This is a genomic window from Providencia sp. PROV116, from assembly GCF_028482485.1.
GTDB lineage: Bacteria > Pseudomonadota > Gammaproteobacteria > Enterobacterales > Enterobacteriaceae > Providencia > Providencia rettgeri.
The window spans coordinates 119,703-138,861 of record NZ_JAMPQO010000018.1; the positions used below are offsets into that span (position 1 = coordinate 119,703).

Below are 19,159 nucleotides of genomic sequence, written 5' to 3' on the forward strand. Positions count from 1 at the left end.
ACTTCAATTCTCCTTATCGTGGCTTCAGCATGGCGATAACAAAGTCTTGCGCGCTGGCAACTTTCCCTTGCTGAATAGCACCAGCAGGGTCGACATGCTTAGGACAGACTTCAGAACAGTAGCCTACAAACGTACAGCTCCAGACACCATTGTCACCGTTTAACAAGGTCATGCGTTCTTTCGCACCATGGTCTCGGTTATCTAAATTGTAGCGCTCTGCCAATGTGATCGCGGCTGGGCCGATGAACTCTGGGTTCAGTCCAAATTGTGGGCAAGCTGCATAGCACAGACCACAGTTGATACAGCCTGAAAATTGATGGTATTTGGCCATCTGTGCAGGCGTTTGCTTATTTGGGCCTTCAGAAGGTTTACGGTCATTACCGATAATATACGGTTTGATCGCTTCTAAACGCTCAATAAAGTGAGTCATATCAACAACAAGGTCGCGCTCGATTGGGAAGTTACCTAATGGCTCAACTTTCATACCTTGCGGGTATTCACGCAGGAATGTTTTACACGCCAGTTTAGGTACTTTATCCACCATCATGCCGCAAGAACCACAAATCGCCATACGACAAGACCAACGGTAAGACAGGTCTGGAGCGAGGTTATCTTTGATATAGCCTAACGCATCTAACAAAGAAGTTTGCTCGTCGTAAGGGACATCATACGTCACCAAATGGGGCTCACTATCCGTTTCCGGATTGTAACGCATGATCTCCATTTTTAGGTGTTTCATATCATCCATTAGCTTGCTCCTTCTTCGCCTTATCTTGAGCTTCAGCTTCGGCACCGTAAACACGTTTAGCTGGCTGAGATTTCGTGATTTTCACGTCACTGTATTCTAAACGAGGGGAGCCCTCTGGGTTATAGAATGCCAAAGTATGTTTAAGGAAATTAACATCATCACGCTCAGTACAGCCTTCATCGAGACGTTGGTGTGCACCACGTGATTCTTTACGGTTGATTGCAGAGTGAGCCATACATTCCGCCACATCAAGGCCAAAGCCTAATTCAATGGTGTACAGTAGGTCAGTATTAAATACGCTGCTATGGTCGGTAATTTCGACGTGTTTGAAGCGTTCTTTCAGCTCAGCAATTTTATCAACGGTTTTTTGCATTAATTCAGGGGTACGGTAGATACCGCAGCCTTCTTCCATTGAAATACCCATTTCGTCGCGGATCTTCGACCAGCTCTCTTTCCCTTTTTGGTTCATGAGTTTGCTGAGGTCAGCTTCGATATCACGAGTACGGGCTTCGATAGCATTTGCATTGGCTGGTGTTGCTTCAGCAGCATGGCGAGCGGCTTCTTCACCTGCCAGACGACCAAATACAACTAATTCAGCTAATGAGTTAGAACCTAAACGGTTTGCACCGTGCAAGCCAACAGAAGAACACTCACCGACAGCAAATAGGCCTTTGATGCGTGTTTCTGTGCGTTGATCCGTTTCGATACCACCCATGGTGTAGTGAGCGGTTGGGCGAACAGGAATTGGGTCTGTTACTGGGTCAACACCTACGTAGGCTTTCGCCAATTCACAAATAAATGGTAAACGCTCATGCAGTTTTTCTGCGCCAAGGTGACGTAGATCCAGATAGACGACATCACCACGATGAGTGCTGATCGTACGGCCTGCACGCCATTCGTGCCAGAACGCTTGGGAAACTTTGTCACGTGGACCCAGTTCCATATATTTATTTTCAGGTTTACCCAGTGGAGTTTCAGGCCCCATTCCGTAGTCTTGCAGATAGCGATAGCCGTCTTTATTGACAAGGATCCCGCCCTCACCACGACAACCTTCGGTCATTAAGATACCTGAACCCGGTAACCCAGTTGGGTGATATTGAACAAATTCCATATCACGCAGCGGCACGCCATGGCGGAATGCGATACCCATACCATCACCGGTTACAATACCGCCATTGGTATTGTAGCGATAAACGCGTCCAGCACCGCCAGTTGCCATCACGATGGCATTAGCACGGATCTGGACTTTTGTTCCTTCCATCATATTTAACGCGACAAGACCACGGACTTGGCCTTCATCAACAATGATATCGAGAACAAAATGTTCGTCAAAACGTTGAATTTGTGGATATTTTAATGAAGTTTGGAACAGGGTATGGAGCATGTGGAAGCCAGTTTTATCAGCAGCAAACCACGTACGCTCAATTTTCATTCCACCAAAACGGCGAACGTTAACTGAACCATCTGGTTTACGGCTCCACGGGCAGCCCCATAGCTCTAGTTGGGTCATTTCTGTTGGGCAGTGTTCGACAAAATAGTCGACAACATCTTGCTCACACAGCCAGTCCCCACCAGCTACAGTATCATTAAAATGATAGTCATAGGAGTCATGAGCCTGAGTAACTGCTGCTGATCCCCCCTCTGCGGCCACAGTGTGACTACGCATTGGGTATACTTTTGAGACCAGAGCAATCTTGATATTGGGATTTGCTTCAGCGGCAGCAATTGCTGCACGTAAGCCTGCGCCCCCGGCCCCGATAATCGCTAAATCGGCATTGAAGGTTTGCACTGCGCTTCTCCATTGTTCAAGTGTAAAATTGATAAATTCTTTTAAATACTTTTGATAATTAGCTACGTCATTTTCAGTTCAACTTAAAGCTAAACTACGAAATATCTGTTTTTTAATAGTAAATAATATAATAGCTAATAATGACTTATCATGCTGTGAATTATAGCGAATAGTCCTCAAGATAAATTTGATATAGAGGGGTGTTTTGGCCAAATTTAGCGATAAAGTGTGAGATAGATCTTCTTTTTATAAATTGTTTTTACATTACTGGATTTTCTAGGCTGTTAACACCGAATAAAAAGGAATTTCAAATGATTATCATTAAATTTACATAGACTTTTAGTGTATAAAACCAAGTGAATTACTCAGGTTTTATCAATAATAAGTGATTAATACTATTATTATAGCTGAAGAGTTTAATTCATATTGAATGCTAATTTGCGAGGAGTCTCACTATTTATTATTTAGAATAAATTTAATTTTGAACAGAAAATTTTAAAATAGATTGAGAAAGCGAATCGTTTCGCTTTTTTAGTAACAGATATGTCACATAATATAAGAATTAATCATGTTTCAGGCTATCTCTACTTACTCATCATGCCGACAGTTGCAAGTATTTACGTTCAGATAAATATGCATTATCAGTGTAAATGCATTGTGTGTTGCCTGTGAGGTGGGTACACTGCACGACTAAGTTTATTTTGGAGTCATCTTAATGAGTGATATAGCGAATTGGCAGCCAACCGCCCCCATCGCTAACCTGTTACAGCGCGCAAAAATAATTGCGGAAATCAGACGTTTTTTTACTGATCGTTGTGTACTTGAAGTCGAAACCCCCGCAATGAGTCAGGCAACAGTCACTGACATTCATCTTGTTCCATTTGAAACGCGTTTTGTGGGCCCTGGTGCAGCGCAAGGTATTAATTTATATTTAATGACCAGCCCTGAATACCACATGAAACGTTTATTAGCGGCCGGTAGTGGTCCTATCTATCAGTTAGGTCGTAGCTTTAGAAATGAAGAAGCAGGGCGACATCATAACCCTGAATTTACCATGTTAGAGTGGTACCGCCCGCATTTTGATATGTATCGCTTGATCAATGAAGTGGATGACCTACTGCAACAAGTTTTAGAATGTGAGAGTGCAGAGCTACTTTCATACCAACAAGCGTTTTTACGCTATTTGGATATTGACCCGTTATCTGCTGAAAAAAGTGAATTACGTGAGGTTGCAGCCCGTTTAGATTTGAGCAATATTGCGGATCAGGAAGAAGATAAAGATACCTTACTTCAACTGCTATTTACCATGGGCGTTGAGCCTCATATTGGTAAAGAAAAGCCTGCAGTCGTGTATCATTTCCCTGCAACCCAAGCGTCTCTTGCCGTAATTAGCACGGAAGATCATCGTGTTGCTGAGCGTTTTGAGGTGTATTATAAGGGAATGGAACTAGCAAATGGTTTTCATGAACTCACTGATGCAAGCGAACAACGCCAGCGATTTGAACAAGACAACCGTAAGCGAGCGGCAATGGGGCTACCTACTGCACCTATTGATGAGCACTTGCTCGCGGCTTTAGAGCATGGTTTACCTGATTGTTCTGGTGTCGCTGTTGGGGTTGATAGGCTGATTATGATTGCTTTAAATGCAGATAAAATCAGTGATGTGATCGCATTCCCTGTCACTATCGCGTAATTTATTTTCAAAACCGATTAGACTTGCTGCCAAACATAATATGTTTGTCAGCAGTCTGAATGCAGCCAAATGGCTGCATTCTTATTTTGTCCCAGAAAACTATTTTTGTTTCTGCTGTTCTAAGAACTTAACCCCTAAGTCAGGGAAGTCTGTGAAGGCGCCATCGACATCGGCTTGGTTATAAATAATGTCATAAAGCTGTTGCCCATCTTTGGCGTATTTTGGCAGCTTATCAACACGGATAGTGAACGGATGCACTGCCATTTTGTTATCATGAGCTTCTTTAACCATGCCATTCACTTTGATATTAGTTGGCGTGGATTCTTCACTAATTAGCATATGATAATCAGGGCCAATACCATCTGCATAGGTCGCAATTTCTTTCATTGCACCCGGTTTCATCATCCAATCATAATTGTAATTAACCCAAGTTCCGTCAGGTTTTTGCTCTTGAGTTTCGTTCCAATCGGTGTAAGCAATCAATTGAATTAATTTAATATCCATCCCCATTTCTGGCATCAAGGTATTTTTGATACGTTTTAGGTCATTAGGGTCAAATGACTGTAGATAAACGTTGGAATCCTTGGTGGTATAGCCATACTCTTTAAGGACTTCGAGTGTTTTTTTGGTGATATCTTTGCCTTCTTGTAAGTGGAACCAAGGGGCTTTAATTTCTGGGTAGATACCAATATTTTTACCCGTTGATTTGTTTAGTCCTTGAACAAATTCAATCTCTTCTTGGAAGGTGTGAACGCGGAAGTCTGATTTGCCCATTGGGAAGCGGTTCGGATAGCTTTGCACTTTTTTACCATCAACAATATCAAATCCTTCCGTAAAATTGAGTGATTTGATTTCATCAAGGGTAAAGTCAATCGCATAGTAACGGCCATCTTTACGGGCGCGTTCAGGGAAACGTTCAGCAACATCTGTCACGCGATCGAGATAATGGTCATGTAAGACCACGAGCTCGTTATCTTTCGTCATAACTAAATCTTGCTCAAGAAAATCAGCACCTTGTGCGTAAGCCATTGCTTTTGCAGGTAGGGTATGTTCCGGTAAGTAACCACTTGCACCACGATGTGCAATGACAACTTTACTTGAAGCTTGAGCTACAGCAGACACTGACATCACTAAAACCATACTAGCCACCAATGTTTTTAATGGAAAGCTCATGATTATATCTCCTTGGCACTTTATTTGGGTAAAAAAATGGGCTACATCATTTTTTGATATAGCCCACGAGTCTAGCGATTAACAATGAACATTTGATGAATGTTTATTGTGAGTTTGCTAATTCACGTTTATGTTTGCTTTCGCTCAACATGACGATAAACAGTAGAACAACCGCTAATGCTGAACCACCGATCATGACAGCGAAGCCACCGTCCCAACCGAAGTAGTCTACGGTATAACCAACGATAGCACTTGCTGCTACAGAACCACCGAGGTAGCCGAACAAGCCTGTGAATCCTGCGGCTGTACCTGCTGCTTTTTTCGGTGCAAGTTCAAGGGCGTGCAAACCAATCAACATAACAGGACCATAGATTAGGAAACCGATGATCAACATACATGCCATATCAACATTTGGGTTACCAGCTGGGTTCATCCAGAACACGATAGTTGCAATGGTTACCAGAACCATGAAGAACACACCAGTGGCTCCACGGTTACCACGGAAGACTTTATCCGACATCCAACCACACAGTAACGTACCTGGGATACCTGCGTATTCATATAAGAAGTAAGCCCATGAAGATTTGTCCATTGCGAAGTGTTTAACTTCACGCAGGTAAGTTGGAGACCAGTCCAAAACACCATAACGCAGTAAGTAAACGAACACGTTAGCAATCGCAATCATCCATAACAGTTTGTTTGGGAAAACATACTTCATGAAGATTTCTTTTGCAGTTAACTCTTGCTCATCTGATGCTTTATAGTCAGTTGGATAGTCGTTTTTGTACTCTTCAATTGGAGGAAGACCACAAGACTGCGGGGTGTCGCGCATTAACGCAAATGCAATGATTGCAACAAGGATAGCAGCCAATGCAGGCATATACAGCGCAGCTTTCCAGTCGTTAAACCATGCCATACCTAACATGAACAGTAATGGAGGGATACCACCACCGACGTTGTGCGCACAGTTCCAAACCGAAACGATACCGCCACGTTCTTTTTGTGACCACCAGTGAACCATGGTACGTCCACAAGGAGGCCAACCCATACCTTGGAACCAACCACAAAGGAACAGTAATACGAACATTACCATGATGCTCGATGTTGCCCATGGCACGAAGCCCATGACTAACATCACCGCGGAGGCGAGAATCAAACCTGCTGGTAAGAAATAACGCGGGTTTGCACGGTCGGAAAACGACCCCATAATAAATTTAGAAAATCCGTAAGCAATTGAGATCCCTGATAATGCAAAACCAAGGTCACCTTTAGAGAAACCTTGTTCAACAAGATATGGCATCGCTAACGCAAAGTTCTTTCGGACTAGATAATACGCTGCGTAACCAAAGAAAATACCCATGAAGATCTGCCAGCGAAGCTTACGATAGACAGGATCTACCTTATCAGCTGGCAGCCTCTGTATATGAGGTGCTGGTTTAAAAATGCTTAACATATACGCCTCCGATGGCATGCTAATTTTTATTTACACTTCCATTCTCTACTTCAGAGAAATATTGAGTGTTTATTATTGGTGAAGTAACAAAAACGAAAATAATCGAGTAATTTAAGAGTCTTTATTTTCTTAATTGCTCTAAATTGTAGTCGTTAAAAAACAATTTATCTGTAATCCAACGCACAATTATTGATTTTGTTTATGAGGTTGCATAGTAAATGACATTTGTGAATGGAATGGAACTAGAAATGTTAATTATTTTGTGATTTCCATCACGATTTTGTTCTTTAAAACACTGAAAATGGATCTATTGCTTTCGTTTTTGTTCCTTATCAAACATTGATCGCGTTTCTGGGCTATATTTAATAATAGATTATAAAAATAGAACCTATACTTATCTATTATAGAAACGTTTATTAATGTGAGGAATGCGACATGAATGGCTCATCTGTGACTGAAACGGATGTCATCATTATTGGTGGTGGCGCAACAGGTGCAGGGGTCGCTCGTGACTGCGCTCGCCGAGGTCTAAGAACCGTTTTACTCGAAAGGCATGATATTGCGACTGGTGCGACCGGGCGTAACCATGGATTACTTCATAGTGGCGCGCGCTATGCAGTCACTGATGGTGAGTCTGCCAGAGAATGTATAGAAGAGAACAAGATTTTAAAGCGTATCGCGCATCACTGTATTGAGCGAACAGATGGTTTGTTTATTACCCTCCCCGAAGACAGCTTAGAGTATCAGCAACAATTCATTACGGCTTGCCACGCTGCAGGTATTGATGCGACGGCGATTGACCCTAAAGAGGCTATTCGCCTTGAACCTTCCGTTAACCCACATCTAATCGGTGCGGTTCGTGTTCCTGATGGCACGGTTGACCCATTTCGTTTGACTGCAGCAAATATGTTAGATGCCAGAGAGCATGGCGCGAAAGTATTAACTTATCACGAAGTCATTGGTTTGATTCGGAATGGTGATACTGTACGTGGCGTGACGGTTTATGATCACCATGCCAAGAAACAGTATGATATTTATGCAGAAATTGTCGTTAATGCAGGCGGAATTTGGGGGCAAAAAATCGCAGAGTATGGCGAATTAAAAATTAAAATGTTCCCTGCAAAAGGCGCACTATTAATTTTAGGCCACCGCTTGAATAACATGGTGATAAACCGCTGCCGTAAACCTGCAGATGCCGATATTTTGGTTCCCGGCGATACGATTTCCCTGATTGGCACTACGTCGACTCATATTGAATATGATCAAATTGATAATATGTATGTCACCCCTGAAGAGGTGGATATTCTTATTCGCGAAGGTTCAATGCTGTCTCCTGCACTTGCGACAACGCGCATTTTACGTGCGTATGCAGGCGTTCGACCATTAGTTGCCAGTGATGATGACCCATCAGGGCGTAATGTGAGCCGTGGTATTGTGTTGTTAGACCACGCTAAACGTGATGGCTTAGAAGGTTTCATCACCATTACGGGTGGCAAGTTGATGACTTATCGCCTGATGGCGGAATGGGCTACAGATAAAGTTTGCGAAAAACTGGGTCATAGCGCCAAATGTACAACCGCAGAAGCGCCGTTACCGGGCTCGCAGCACAGCGCAGAAGAAGCCTTACGTAACGTTGTTTCTATTCCTGCTCCTATTCGTGGCTCAGCAGTTTACCGTCATGGCGACAGAGCTTCTGCCATTCTCAGTACGGATAGGCTCGATAAAAGTTTAGTCTGTGAGTGCGAAGCCGTTACTGCCGGTGAAGTACGTTATGCTGTTAATTCATTGACGGTCAATAACTTGCTTGATTTAAGGCGTCGTACCCGAGTGGGGATGGGAACTTGCCAAGGTGAATTATGTGCTTGCCGGGCTGCGGGCTTACTCAATCGTTTTAATGTCACAACGCCTCATGAAACAGAGCAACAACTGGGCCACTTCCTGAATGAGCGATGGAAAGGTGTACGTCCAATTGCTTGGGGGGATGCACTGCGTGAAAGTGAATTTACCAGTTGGGTATATCATGGATTATGTGGCATGAACGAAGCGATACTAGGCAAGGATGCACAAAAGGAGGCTGATAATGAAATATGATGCTGTGGTAATGGGCGGCGGCCTCGCAGGGTTACTTTGTGGTATTCGTTTAACACAATCAGGCCTGTCTTGTGCAATTGTTAGCGCTGGGCAAAATGCGCTGCATTTTTCTTCAGGTTCATTAGATTTACTCACACACTTACCGGATGGGCAAGCTGCTGAAAAACCATTAGAAATGCTTGATGCGTTAAAGGAACAGTCGCCAGCTCACCCTTATAGTTTAATTGGAAAATCGCAAGTTACTGAGCTAGCGCATATGGCACAGTCAATATTGCAGCAAGCAGGAGTCCATTTAAAAGGCGCTTGTGAAGAAAATCATTATCGCATTACACCTTTAGGCCATAAGCGCATGACGTGGCTCAGCCCTGAATCTGTCCCAACGGTGGGCTTACATCAAAAAATGGCAATGGGGAAAATTGCAGTTGTTGGTATCGAAGGGTTTTTAGATTTCCAACCACAAATGGTGGCGGATGAACTACAGCGTGATGGGATAGAAGCCAGTTCTCATTATGTTCATTTACCTTTACTTGACCGTTTGAGAGAAAATCCGAGTGAATTTAGGGCAATTAATGTCGCTCGTTGGTTGGATAGGCCGGAGAATATGGCGCAAATGGTTGAAGAAATTCTCCCGTTAGTGGCTGATGCCGACACCATATTCATGCCTGCTTGTGTAGGACTTGATAGTGATGAGCCATTAATTGAGTTACAAAAACGGTTAGGTAAACCCTTATTCTTACTGCCGACTTTACCGCCATCATTATTAGGTATTCGTTTACATGAGTTGCTATTGCGTCAATTTCGTCGCCAAGGCGGTATTGTGATGCCTGGTGATAAAGTCACTTCAGTGAATTGTATCGATGGGGTAATTGATTCGGTACAAACTCGCAATCATGGTGATATCTCTTTAAAAGCTAAGCATTTCGTTCTAGCGACAGGGAGTTTTTTCAATAATGGGTTGGTAGCCGAATTTGACCGTGTCTATGAGCCTTTGATGCAATTGGATCTGTGTGAAATTTCAGAACGTGCAAAATGGACCAATAAAGAGTTTTTCGCTTCCCAGCCTTATATGGCTTTTGGCGTGAAAACCGATGAAAAACTACGCGCACAAAAAGAGGGAAAAGCCATTTCTAATCTTTATGTAGCAGGTGCCGTATTAGGCGGTTTTGATCCTCTTACTCAAGGTTGTGGTGCGGGCGTATCAATGATTAGCGCATTATATGTAGCGAATCAAATAATCAATGAAATGAGTAAAAATAAAGCGATGCAGGCGGAGGTGGCACAATGAGTATTCAAGATGCAAGCTTTGAAAGCTGTATAAAATGCACGGTGTGTACCACTTATTGCCCTGTCGCAAAAGTTAATCCATTGTATCCAGGGCCTAAACAAGCAGGGCCTGACGGTGAGCGTTTACGCTTAAAAGACCCGATGTTATATGACGAGGCGCTTAAATATTGTACTAACTGTAAGCGTTGCGAAGTGGCTTGCCCATCTGATGTAAAAATCGGTGATATTATCGCACGCGCACGTAATACTTATAGCCAGCAAAAACCTAAAATTCGTGATGCAATATTAAGCCACACGGATTTAATGGGCTCGTTATCGACACCATTTGCACCCGTGGTGAATACCATTACAGGGTTAAAACCGGTTCGTCAAATTCTTGATAAAGCATTGAAAATCGACCATCGCCGTGAATTACCTAAATATTCGTTTGGGACTTTCCGTCGTTGGTATGCAAAACAAGCTGCTGAACAAGCCAAATATGAAGAACAAGTTGCATTCTTCCATGGTTGCTATGTGAACTATAACCATCCTCAACTTGGGAAAGACCTGATCAAAGTCTTCAATGGGATGAATATTGGCGTTCAATTACTTAAACGCGAAAAATGTTGCGGTGTTGCGTTAATTGCCAATGGGTTCATGAAACAAGCGAAACGCCAAGCGAATGTTAATCTTGAATCATTACAAGAAACGATTCTTGAGAAACATGTACCTGTGGTGGCGACATCATCAACCTGTACCTTTACTATCCGTGATGAATATACCCATGTTTTAGACGTCGACACTTCAGCGATGCGTGACAACATTGAGCTGGCAACACGTTATATCTATCGCCTACTTGAAGAAGGGCGTGAATTGAAGCTCAAACACACACCGTTAAAAGTGGCCTATCACACACCATGCCACATGGAAAAAATGGGTTGGACTTCCTACACGTTAGAGTTAATTAAACGTGTACCAGGTGTTGAGCTGATTGTGCTGGATTCACAATGTTGTGGTATTGCTGGAACATATGGTTTCAAAAAAGAAAACTATGAAGTTTCTCAAGGGATTGGCGCAGGATTATTCCGCCAAATCGAAGAAAGTGGCGCTGATATGGTGATTACTGACTGTGAAACCTGTAAGTGGCAAATTGAGATGTCGACAAGTAAGAAGTGTGAGCACCCGATTTCACTCCTAGCAAGAGCGTTATAGCATGTAATTAATTGAATTGTAGGGTTGTTATTCTTTGTTTTAGCTCAGTTAAACTTATTTGGAGATAGCATTTAGCTATCTCCTTTTTTGTTTAGTGCTGATTGACTAACTGTTTTTTATCTGAGTTTGCAAAGAAATATTTCAAGATAAAATTCAAAAGCACACCATAAGCAGGTAAGAAAAATAGCATGCAAATAAGTAACTTGAAAACATAGTCAACTAACGCGATTTCGACCCAATTTGCGGCCATAAAGGGGTCGCTACTGCGGAAAAATGCAATAAAGAAGAATGCGATAGTATCAATTAAGTTACCAAAGAACATAGCGCAGGCAGGTGCCACATACCAACGTGCATTTTGGCGCAACTTATTGAATACGCTGACATCTAATATTTGCCCAAGTACGTAAGCCATAAAGCTTGCCGCGGCGATACGAGCAACGAATAGGTTGAACTCAGATAAAGCGGTAAAACCTTGCCATTCACCTTGGAAAAACAACGCTGAAATAACGTAGGAAATCAGTAATGCAGGCAACATGACCGCAGTTATAATTCGGCGAGCCAGCGGTGCACCATAGATACGTACGGTTAAGTCAGTAGCAAGGAAAATAAATGGAAAAGTAAAAGCACCCCAAGTGGTATGGAAGCCAAAAATATTAATTGGCAACTGCACGAGGTAGTTACTAGAGGTAATGATTAAAATATGAAATAACGAAAGCCAAATTAACGCAGTGGCTTTTTGCTGCGCAGTAAAATTAAACATATTGTACCTTTTTAGTCACAATGGGGTGAGGGAACCCATGAAATACATCCCAACATTTGGGAACAGCGCATCATACGCTCGTTGCGCAACAAAAGCAAAACTGTTCATTTATCAATGAGCGTTTTATTATATAATTAGTCTATTGATTCCTTTTAGAAGTGTTTTTTAATGTCTGATTTATTTGCTAATCCAACGAAAACCCTTGATACGCTAGGGTTACGATGCCCAGAGCCTGTGATGTTAGTGCGCAAAACAGTTCGTAATATGGCTGATGGGGAAACGTTGTTAATTATTGCTGATGACCCAGCAACCACACGCGATATCCCTGGTTTCTGCCGCTTTATGGAGCATGATTTATTAGCGGTAGAGGCTGAGAATGCTCCGTATCGTTATTTGTTACGTAAAAAATCGAGTTAACCGCCATTAGCTAACTGTATTGTATCCATCCCTGCCAAAAGGCAGGGGGATTTATTGTAGATTTAATACTTCCTGATGAGTTAACCCAGTGAGCTGACAGATAAGCTCAATACTTGTACCGAGTTGTAAACCTTTCAGAGCAACTTCATGTTGTTTTTTGTTTGCTCCAATATCTATGCCTCTATTTACACCAATATCAATGCCTTCTTGTATTCCTTGATTTTTTAATCGTTGCGCAATGTTCATAATCGCCTCTTGGTTATTTTCAATTTGATCAATAAGTTGGTTAACCACTATTTCAAAGTGAGGTGAATCCATAGTAATAAATAAGTAATTGAAAATAGTGATGATGTCATCGCTATGATGATAATTTTGATTCATCGCTTCAGCTAGCAGCTGCGTGACTTTTTCTATGTTATCTCTTAAGTCCCTATGCTTCATCGCGAGTTCCATAACCGCAACTTTGCGATGGTTTACGAATTCATTATCATCAATGACAGTAATATCGACGAGCGGAAATGGTTGACTATATAAGTTTGATGCAATTTCTGGCCACGGAAAACAGTGTGTCCACGGCTTAGCATCATATGGATAAGGCGTTACCTTTCCATGATAAAATAAAACTGGCACAACCAGTGGCAAATCATGATGGCCTTGTTGTAAATGTTGATTCATGGCAAGGAACGAATAATGCATCATCCGCCAACCCATTAGCTTATCGGGTGTTGATTGGTGTTCAACTAACATATAAATATAGCCTTCACCTTGCTGTGTCTCGACAGTGTAGAGCATATCCGAAAGACGAGTTCGTAGCTGGTTATCAATGAAAGAAGAATTTGTTATCGCTAATGTTTTGAAATCACATAATTGCTTAATATGGCTGGGTAAGTGAATATCAAAAAAGTCACGTGCATTATCAAGTTTAGACATAAACCCTTTAAATGCAGCGTCATGTGGCGTTGAACTGTGATTTTTTACCATACCCAATACCCGCTAATACCTTGCCAAAAGAGTGATTTTCAAAATGCATTTTAGTGGAATCTGGGGTTGATGGAGAAAAAGTTAGTCCTAATTCTTAAGTTAAAATTGTATTTAACATATTGTAATAACAGTGTTTATTGGAAAGGTTGTAAAAGAAAAAACGCCACTTATTGTGGCGTTTAAATCAGTTGATATAAATTACTTTTTCACTTGAGGTAATTTAACGCGTAATAGGCGCACTGCGTTTGCTGTTACGAGTGCTGTTGCACCGGAGTCAGCAAGAACGGCGACCCAAAGCCCGGTAATTCCCAACAAACTGGTGATGAGGAATACGGCTTTTAACCCTAAGGCAATCGCAATATTTTCACGAATGATTTTTCGTGTTGCGCGAGATAGCGCAATAATCTCTGCGAGCCCAGTTAAACGGTTATGAGTTAACGCGGCATCGGCAGTCTCTAATGCCACATCCGTACCACTGCCCATGGCAACACCGATACTAGACGCTTTCATTGCTGGAGCATCATTAATGCCATCACCGACCATCATCGTGCTGTGGTTTCGGTTAAGCTCCATAACCGCAGTGACTTTATCTTCCGGTAATAACCCTGCGCGGTATTCCATGCCTAATTGGCCTGCAATAGCACTTGCTGCTCGAGGGTTATCACCTGTCAGCATCACGGCATTCACGTTGAGCGCTTTTAGCATGCTCATCGTATCCGCAGCATCTTTGCGCAATGTATCTTGCAGTGCGGTTAAACCAATCACACGGTTATTTTCGAGTGTGACAACAACCGTTTTCCCTTCTGCTTCTAAGGTTTCTACTTTACTTTGCCACTCACTGTTTAATGGCGTATCAAGGCGGTTTGGTGCACTTACCAGTATACGTTTACCATTCAGTACACCTTCAACACCTTTGCCTGATAAGGTTTTACGCTCTTGGGCTTCAGTAATGCTTAGGGATAACGCTCCAGCTTTATTTACTACCGCTTTTGCTAGGGGATGATGTGAACCCACTTCAACAGATGCGGTGATTTGTACTAATTCACTTTCTGACAAGCCTTCAACAGGGACTAAGTTAGTGACATGAGGTTTACCCTCTGTCAGTGTGCCCGTTTTGTCTAAAGCAATGGTCGTGATAGTTCCCAGTTGCTCCAATGCGGCTCCCCCTTTAATTAAAGCACCGCGCCGTGTGGCTGTAGCTAACGCGGAGGTGATTGCTGCAGGGGTTGAAATCACTAATGCACAAGGGCAACCAATCAATAACAGTGTTAACCCGCGATAAATCCATGTTTCCCATGGTGCGCTGAAGAAAATAGGTGGAATAACAATCACTAATGCGGAAATCAGCATGATGATTGGTGTGTATACACGGCTAAAGCGATCAATAAAACGTTCTATTGGTGCGCGACGTTCTTCTGCTTCTTCAATCAGCTGTAAAATGCGGTCAATCGCATTTTGACCCTGCTCTGATACCACCTGCATTTGAACGGCTCTATCAACAGATAAGCAGCCTGCAGCCACTTTATCTCCAATATTACGTTCGACAGGTACAGATTCACCCGTTAATGCACTTTCATCAAAGCTGGCAAAACCAGATACTAACACGGCATCTGTAGGTAAACGCCCACCTGGTGCAATCTCAATAATGTCTCCTGGTTGCAATTGTGCAACGGGAATCGTCGTTTTTTGCCCATTTTTGATTAAAACGGCATCTTCTGGAACCAGTGCCATTAAGGCGCTAACACCTCGTCTGGCCCTTCCGGCAGAATAAGATTCCAACATTTCGCCTAACATAAACAGTAAGATAACCATTGCGGCTTCTTCTGTTGCTTGAATAAAGATTGCGCCTATTGCGGCAACCGTCATCAATGTTTCGATGGCAAAAGGTGAACCCGTTCGCATTAAGCGTAATGATTTACGGGCAATTGGGTATAACCCAAACAGGGTGGTTAAAATAAAGGCAATATTACCCAACTGTGGATTGATAAATTCAATCCCCCAACTAATAGCCATTAAAATCGCTAAAATAATGACAGGCTTAGCTTCACTAATTAAGCTTGGTGGAGCTGCTGCCGCACTATTGCTACCGACTTCAAGTAATTCATAACCCGCAGTTTCAACGGTAGAGCGAACTGCCACACTAATATCTGTGTTGGCATCAACCACAAGTTTTTCTGTGGCAAATAATACTTTGGCTTGTTTTACTTCACTGATTTGCTTAACTGCAGTTTCAATTTTATTTGCGCAACTTGGGCAATCCATACCACGGATTATCCAGCTAAAGCGCTGGCTAGCCGCTTGGGTAGGCTCAACTTCATTCGCGACATCCGGAGTTAAACCACAGCTATTACCATGCTGGTGGTTATGTCCCTCATGATGATTGTCATTTACTGCATGCTCATGCGCAGAATGGCCCCCGATATGATGATGAGCTTCTTCATCGTCATCAGGGTTTTTCTTCACTGTACTGTGCTCGGAAGTATGTGAGTCGTTACTCACTTTTTTGTCATTTTCAGCGATAGCAGATGAGCAAGTACTTTTACTAGAGCAACAAGAACTGCTATGTACATGATTTTCTTTATGAGAGTGTGAGTGCATAAGCCCCCCCTTATCAAACAATGATCCGTTTTATCATTCATTGTTGATAAGTCTACACTCTGGAGTCTACTCCAGAGTCAAACCAAAAAGGGGGAGCCAATTGATAAAATTCTCAAATAGCACTTTTAATCAATTGGCTTAGTCTTTGCAGGTAGTAATTACAAGTAGGTAGTAATTACAAGTAAATTGCCCGCACAATAAAGAACTGCCCAAGGAAATAGAGCGCTGCAACAACAGCTTTTGAAGCTTTAAATGGAAGACGGAATCGAGCAATTAGCCAAACACAGTTAGAAAGAAATAGCAGAGATGCACCAACCATGATTGAAAAATTATATTCACGACCGAGACCAAAATATTGGTCACCAGCAACCCATGCCATAATCATACACATTATTAGTGATGCAAAAACAATGGCTTGAAGATTTTCAAGTTTGCCCCAAATAAATACTAAAGTAATGGCAGCGACAATCAGGGGGGCGGCTAGCCAAGGTAGATAGAGCCCGAAATTTAGTTGCATTCCGAAGCTGATGGTGTAAATCAAATAACTTAAGAACATCAATGCGACAGAAGCTAGTAAGTGCTCACTTGAAAGCATACGAGAAAGATCTGCAACAAGAGAAACTAGCAATCCAGCAAGAATGAGGTAGTTTTGCAGGTTAAGATCATCGGAACTCCACCCCCAAAGTAATAAAAGCAGCAGTGTGATCGGGCGAAATAACCAACGTTGCCACCCAGGTCCTCGGTAGGCGGCATCGACATATAACCAACCAGAAAAGAGTACTGCGAGGAATGGCCAACTAATCATATACACATCCTTATATGTTCAATGAATGACACGGCAGTGGTCTGGCAACTTAGAAACGTGTCCTGTTTAGTTAAATAAGATAAACTATCATGACGGATTTTTTAAGTGAAAAGCATACATTATGAACAAGCCCATACTATTGATTATTGTTTTAGCGGTTATTGCGGTTCTTGCTACTAAGCGTTTTTTTGACCAACGCAAGCAAAATGAAATTAATGATAACTCTTTGCCGGTGAGCTATTTGGTCAAGGTGGATAACAAAAAGGATTACCCTTATCCTAACATGCGTTCTCGTGAACGAGATGTTGTTTCCCCTGAAACCTTCCGCTATGAAATTTATTTCAAAACGCGCTCAAGCGGCGAAATTATCAAAACGATTGTGACAGAAGAACAATACCAAAGCGTAGCGTTAGGCAGTGAAGGAAAACTCACGATGCAAGGAACTCGGTTTATTCGTTTCGAGCCTGCATCATAAAGTTTTTACTGGTCTGATTGCCTTTTCTTTGCTTCTTCTAAAGCGGCTTTGGTTTTTTTCTGCATGGCTAACATTTCGAATACGCCAAAAAAGAAAATGCGTAGTTGAACTAAACCAGAGATTTTTTCCCCTTTAGGAAGCGTTGCTTTTAGGAAAATAGTTTGCAGTGCATGCATAAATACCATGAACACCATTGCAATATCCATAAAATATTTCAATGGCTTAGGGAATGGATGGACGAGGTTAAAGACCATAAAACCCCAAACGCAAATCATGAGCAGGCGTCCAATATTGATAAACATGTTTTTGTCCCTAAAGTGAAGTTCGAATAAAAAGGCGATATGCGACTTGCCCAGCTATTTTTTCGCGATGAAGTTGCCAGTTAGCTGGAATGTCAGTAAGTGGTGACTCCGCTTCTGACTCAACGTATATCCAGCTTTCTTCAGCTAACCATTGATTTTTTTCTAACAATTGAATGGTTTCATTGAGCAGTCCTTTGCGAAATGGTGGGTCAATGAAAACGACATCAAAAGGTGTACCTGCTTGGCTTAAAAAATTTAGGCTGTTGTGATTCACTACGGTTGCGTTATCAGCTTGTAAGCGAGTTTTATTTTCAGTCAATAATTGGGCGTTGTGTTTATCGAGCTCAATAAAGGTGACTGTTTCTGCAAAACGAGAAAGTGCTTCAAAGCCCAGTGAGCCACTGCCTGCGAAGCAATCTAAGCAACGCGCATCTCGAATGATTGGCATCAACCAGTTAAATAACGTTTCTTTAATTCTGTCTGTAGTTGGGCGTAAGCCCTCACTATCACGAACTGGCAGCTTTCTTCCGCGCCATTTTCCACCGATAATACGAATTTGCCCTAAAGAGGGGGATTGTGGTTTTTTTGCCATAATGTTTATTGCTGCTTAACGGGTTTATGTACTTAAATTTGATTGTTACTATTGTATACCTGTCAGGCGATAAGTTGCAGTGTTGTTATCTCTGATTGGCTGTATTTCAATTATAGTGCTTCATTTTCACAGTTTTAACACGAAAATTCAGATTAAATTGACAGGATTTTTCTTTCAGATATGTGTTGCTGAGCGATGAAATGGTAGACTGCATATAATTTTATTGCGATTTGATTATCGAGTGCCATATTTTTACCGCGAGGAGTGTAGTGGCAAATGGCTAAAGACAAGAAAAAAGGTTTTTTTTCATGGTTGGGGTTTGGGCGTAAAAATGAAGAAGAAACCCAGCAACAAGAGCAACAACAAACTCAACAAAATGATGTGGTTAATGACGTCGAAAACCAATCAACCCATGAAGCTGCGGTTGATGCCGCAACAGCCGAAGCGGAACGTCAACATCAAGCTGAGCAAGCTGCTATTAAAGCGGCAGAAGATGAAGCTCAGCGTCAGTATGAAGCACAACAAGCTGCGATTGATGCGGCAACCGAGCAAGCAGAACGTGAGCGGGAAGCTAAACTAGCAGAGCTTCAAGCTGCCGAAGAGCAAGCGGAACAAGCACGCCAAGAAGCCGAAGAGAAAAAACTGGCGGAAGAAAAAGCCGAGCGTGAACGCCAAGAAGCGGAAGCAATGCGTCTTGCTGAAGAAGAAATGGCACGTCAGCGTCAAGTTGAGTTAACTGCGATTCAAGCGGCAGAGGAAGCGGAAGAGCAGCGTCGCCAAGCAGAGTTAGCTGCAATTCAAGCCGCC

At 42.4% G+C, this 19,159-nt stretch carries 16 protein-coding genes and 1 pseudogene; 7 read left to right on the forward strand and 10 right to left on the reverse strand.

What is annotated here, in order from left to right; translation table 11 throughout:
• Positions 1-13 precede the first annotated feature (13 nt).
• Positions 14-748: a succinate dehydrogenase/fumarate reductase iron-sulfur subunit gene (locus PSE72_RS13255; RefSeq protein WP_004258616.1), complete on the reverse strand. Its 735-nt coding sequence runs from the start codon at positions 746-748 to the stop codon at positions 14-16.
• Complete coding sequence (gene frdA, locus PSE72_RS13260) at positions 741-2,537, reverse strand: fumarate reductase (quinol) flavoprotein subunit (RefSeq protein WP_004258614.1); 1,797 nt, start codon at positions 2,535-2,537, stop codon at positions 741-743. The genes PSE72_RS13255 and frdA overlap by 8 nt, the downstream gene beginning before the upstream one ends.
• 715 nt (positions 2,538-3,252) lie before the next feature.
• Between frdA and epmA the strand changes: the two genes are divergently transcribed.
• Positions 3,253-4,230, forward strand: coding sequence for an elongation factor P--(R)-beta-lysine ligase (epmA, locus tag PSE72_RS13265; RefSeq protein WP_004908119.1), 978 nt, complete (start codon positions 3,253-3,255; stop codon positions 4,228-4,230).
• A gap of 99 nt (positions 4,231-4,329) precedes the next feature.
• On the opposite strand, the gene glpQ is transcribed toward epmA, so the two are convergent.
• Both glpQ and glpT read right to left on the reverse strand, forming a co-directional pair.
• A complete protein-coding gene (gene glpQ / locus PSE72_RS13270; RefSeq protein ID WP_213942885.1) occupies positions 4,330-5,403 on the reverse strand; it encodes a glycerophosphodiester phosphodiesterase in 1,074 nt (357 codons plus the stop codon).
• Between the two features lie 103 nt (positions 5,404-5,506).
• Positions 5,507-6,856 carry a glycerol-3-phosphate transporter gene (gene glpT, locus PSE72_RS13275; protein WP_109911651.1) on the reverse strand — a complete coding sequence of 450 codons (1,350 nt, stop codon included), beginning with the start codon at positions 6,854-6,856 and terminating at the stop codon, positions 5,507-5,509.
• A gap of 435 nt (positions 6,857-7,291) precedes the next feature.
• Here glpT and glpA point away from each other — a divergent pair, with 435 nt between their 5' ends.
• The 3 genes from glpA to glpC are packed head-to-tail and all read left to right on the forward strand — an operon-like array spanning position 7,292 to position 11,422.
• Complete coding sequence (glpA, locus tag PSE72_RS13280; protein WP_115167948.1) at positions 7,292-8,947, forward strand: anaerobic glycerol-3-phosphate dehydrogenase subunit A; 1,656 nt, start codon at positions 7,292-7,294, stop codon at positions 8,945-8,947.
• Positions 8,937-10,232, forward strand: coding sequence for a glycerol-3-phosphate dehydrogenase subunit GlpB (gene glpB / locus PSE72_RS13285; protein WP_115167947.1), 1,296 nt, complete (start codon positions 8,937-8,939; stop codon positions 10,230-10,232). Before glpA ends, glpB begins: the two co-directional genes overlap by 11 nt.
• Positions 10,229-11,422 carry an anaerobic glycerol-3-phosphate dehydrogenase subunit GlpC gene (gene glpC / locus PSE72_RS13290; RefSeq protein WP_109911654.1) on the forward strand — a complete coding sequence of 398 codons (1,194 nt, stop codon included), beginning with the start codon at positions 10,229-10,231 and terminating at the stop codon, positions 11,420-11,422. Before glpB ends, glpC begins: the two co-directional genes overlap by 4 nt.
• Before the next feature lie 91 nt (positions 11,423-11,513).
• Here the strand turns inward: glpC and PSE72_RS13295 are convergent, their stop codons facing one another.
• Positions 11,514-12,182, reverse strand: coding sequence for a 7-cyano-7-deazaguanine/7-aminomethyl-7-deazaguanine transporter (locus PSE72_RS13295; protein ID WP_004908130.1), 669 nt, complete (start codon positions 12,180-12,182; stop codon positions 11,514-11,516).
• 168 nt (positions 12,183-12,350) lie between these two features.
• Here PSE72_RS13295 and tusA point away from each other — a divergent pair, with 168 nt between their 5' ends.
• A complete protein-coding gene (gene tusA, locus PSE72_RS13300; protein ID WP_004908132.1) occupies positions 12,351-12,599 on the forward strand; it encodes a sulfurtransferase TusA in 249 nt (82 codons plus the stop codon).
• A gap of 51 nt (positions 12,600-12,650) precedes the next feature.
• On the opposite strand, the gene PSE72_RS13305 is transcribed toward tusA, so the two are convergent.
• The 3 genes from PSE72_RS13305 to PSE72_RS13315 form a co-directional block, all read right to left on the reverse strand.
• Entirely contained in the window at positions 12,651-13,580 is a 930-nt protein-coding gene (locus PSE72_RS13305; RefSeq protein ID WP_272690981.1) for an Rpn family recombination-promoting nuclease/putative transposase, read from the reverse strand.
• A gap of 198 nt (positions 13,581-13,778) precedes the next feature.
• Positions 13,779-16,178 (reverse strand): zinc/cadmium/mercury/lead-transporting ATPase, encoded by a 2,400-nt coding sequence (locus tag PSE72_RS13310; protein ID WP_115167945.1) that lies wholly within the window; start codon positions 16,176-16,178, stop codon positions 13,779-13,781.
• Positions 16,179-16,353: 175 nt separating this feature from the next.
• A complete protein-coding gene (locus PSE72_RS13315; RefSeq protein WP_004908138.1) occupies positions 16,354-16,983 on the reverse strand; it encodes a lysoplasmalogenase in 630 nt (209 codons plus the stop codon).
• A gap of 121 nt (positions 16,984-17,104) precedes the next feature.
• On the opposite strand from PSE72_RS13315, the gene PSE72_RS13320 reads away from it, so the two are divergent.
• Positions 17,105-17,458, forward strand: a complete 354-nt coding sequence (locus PSE72_RS13320; protein ID WP_115167944.1) for a DUF2500 domain-containing protein — start codon at positions 17,105-17,107, stop codon at positions 17,456-17,458.
• A gap of 5 nt (positions 17,459-17,463) precedes the next feature.
• On the opposite strand, the gene PSE72_RS13325 is transcribed toward PSE72_RS13320, so the two are convergent.
• Positions 17,464-17,760, reverse strand: coding sequence for a DUF1145 family protein (locus tag PSE72_RS13325; RefSeq protein ID WP_004908141.1), 297 nt, complete (start codon positions 17,758-17,760; stop codon positions 17,464-17,466).
• Between the two features lie 10 nt (positions 17,761-17,770).
• The gene (gene rsmD / locus PSE72_RS13330; protein WP_164529175.1) at positions 17,771-18,352 is read right to left on the reverse strand and encodes a 16S rRNA (guanine(966)-N(2))-methyltransferase; all 582 of its coding nucleotides are present in this window, start codon (positions 18,350-18,352) and stop codon (positions 17,771-17,773) included.
• A gap of 276 nt (positions 18,353-18,628) precedes the next feature.
• Here rsmD and PSE72_RS13335 point away from each other — a divergent pair.
• Positions 18,629-19,159, forward strand: a pseudogene (locus tag PSE72_RS13335) (signal recognition particle-docking protein FtsY); the annotation flags it as partial.

What these genes read in the sequence shown, in the direction of transcription:
- glpB (WP_115167947.1), top strand. Translation starts at nt 8,937, where the DNA reads ATGAAATATGATGCTGTGGTAATGGGCGGCGGCCTCGCAGGGTTACTT.
- glpA (WP_115167948.1), top strand. Translation starts at nt 7,292, where the DNA reads ATGAATGGCTCATCTGTGACTGAAACGGATGTCATCATTATTGGTGGT.
- glpQ (WP_213942885.1), bottom strand. Translation starts at nt 5,403, where the DNA reads ATGAGCTTTCCATTAAAAACATTGGTGGCTAGTATGGTTTTAGTGATG.
- PSE72_RS13310 (WP_115167945.1), bottom strand. Translation starts at nt 16,178, where the DNA reads ATGCACTCACACTCTCATAAAGAAAATCATGTACATAGCAGTTCTTGT.
- glpC (WP_109911654.1), top strand. Translation starts at nt 10,229, where the DNA reads ATGAGTATTCAAGATGCAAGCTTTGAAAGCTGTATAAAATGCACGGTG.
- PSE72_RS13325 (WP_004908141.1), bottom strand. Translation starts at nt 17,760, where the DNA reads ATGTTTATCAATATTGGACGCCTGCTCATGATTTGCGTTTGGGGTTTT.
- PSE72_RS13255 (WP_004258616.1), bottom strand. Translation starts at nt 748, where the DNA reads ATGGATGATATGAAACACCTAAAAATGGAGATCATGCGTTACAATCCG.
- glpT (WP_109911651.1), bottom strand. Translation starts at nt 6,856, where the DNA reads ATGTTAAGCATTTTTAAACCAGCACCTCATATACAGAGGCTGCCAGCT.
- PSE72_RS13295 (WP_004908130.1), bottom strand. Translation starts at nt 12,182, where the DNA reads ATGTTTAATTTTACTGCGCAGCAAAAAGCCACTGCGTTAATTTGGCTT.
- tusA (WP_004908132.1), top strand. Translation starts at nt 12,351, where the DNA reads ATGTCTGATTTATTTGCTAATCCAACGAAAACCCTTGATACGCTAGGG.
- epmA (WP_004908119.1), top strand. Translation starts at nt 3,253, where the DNA reads ATGAGTGATATAGCGAATTGGCAGCCAACCGCCCCCATCGCTAACCTG.
- PSE72_RS13315 (WP_004908138.1), bottom strand. Translation starts at nt 16,983, where the DNA reads ATGATTAGTTGGCCATTCCTCGCAGTACTCTTTTCTGGTTGGTTATAT.
- PSE72_RS13305 (WP_272690981.1), bottom strand. Translation starts at nt 13,580, where the DNA reads ATGGTAAAAAATCACAGTTCAACGCCACATGACGCTGCATTTAAAGGG.
- rsmD (WP_164529175.1), bottom strand. Translation starts at nt 18,352, where the DNA reads ATGGCAAAAAAACCACAATCCCCCTCTTTAGGGCAAATTCGTATTATC.
- PSE72_RS13320 (WP_115167944.1), top strand. Translation starts at nt 17,105, where the DNA reads ATGAACAAGCCCATACTATTGATTATTGTTTTAGCGGTTATTGCGGTT.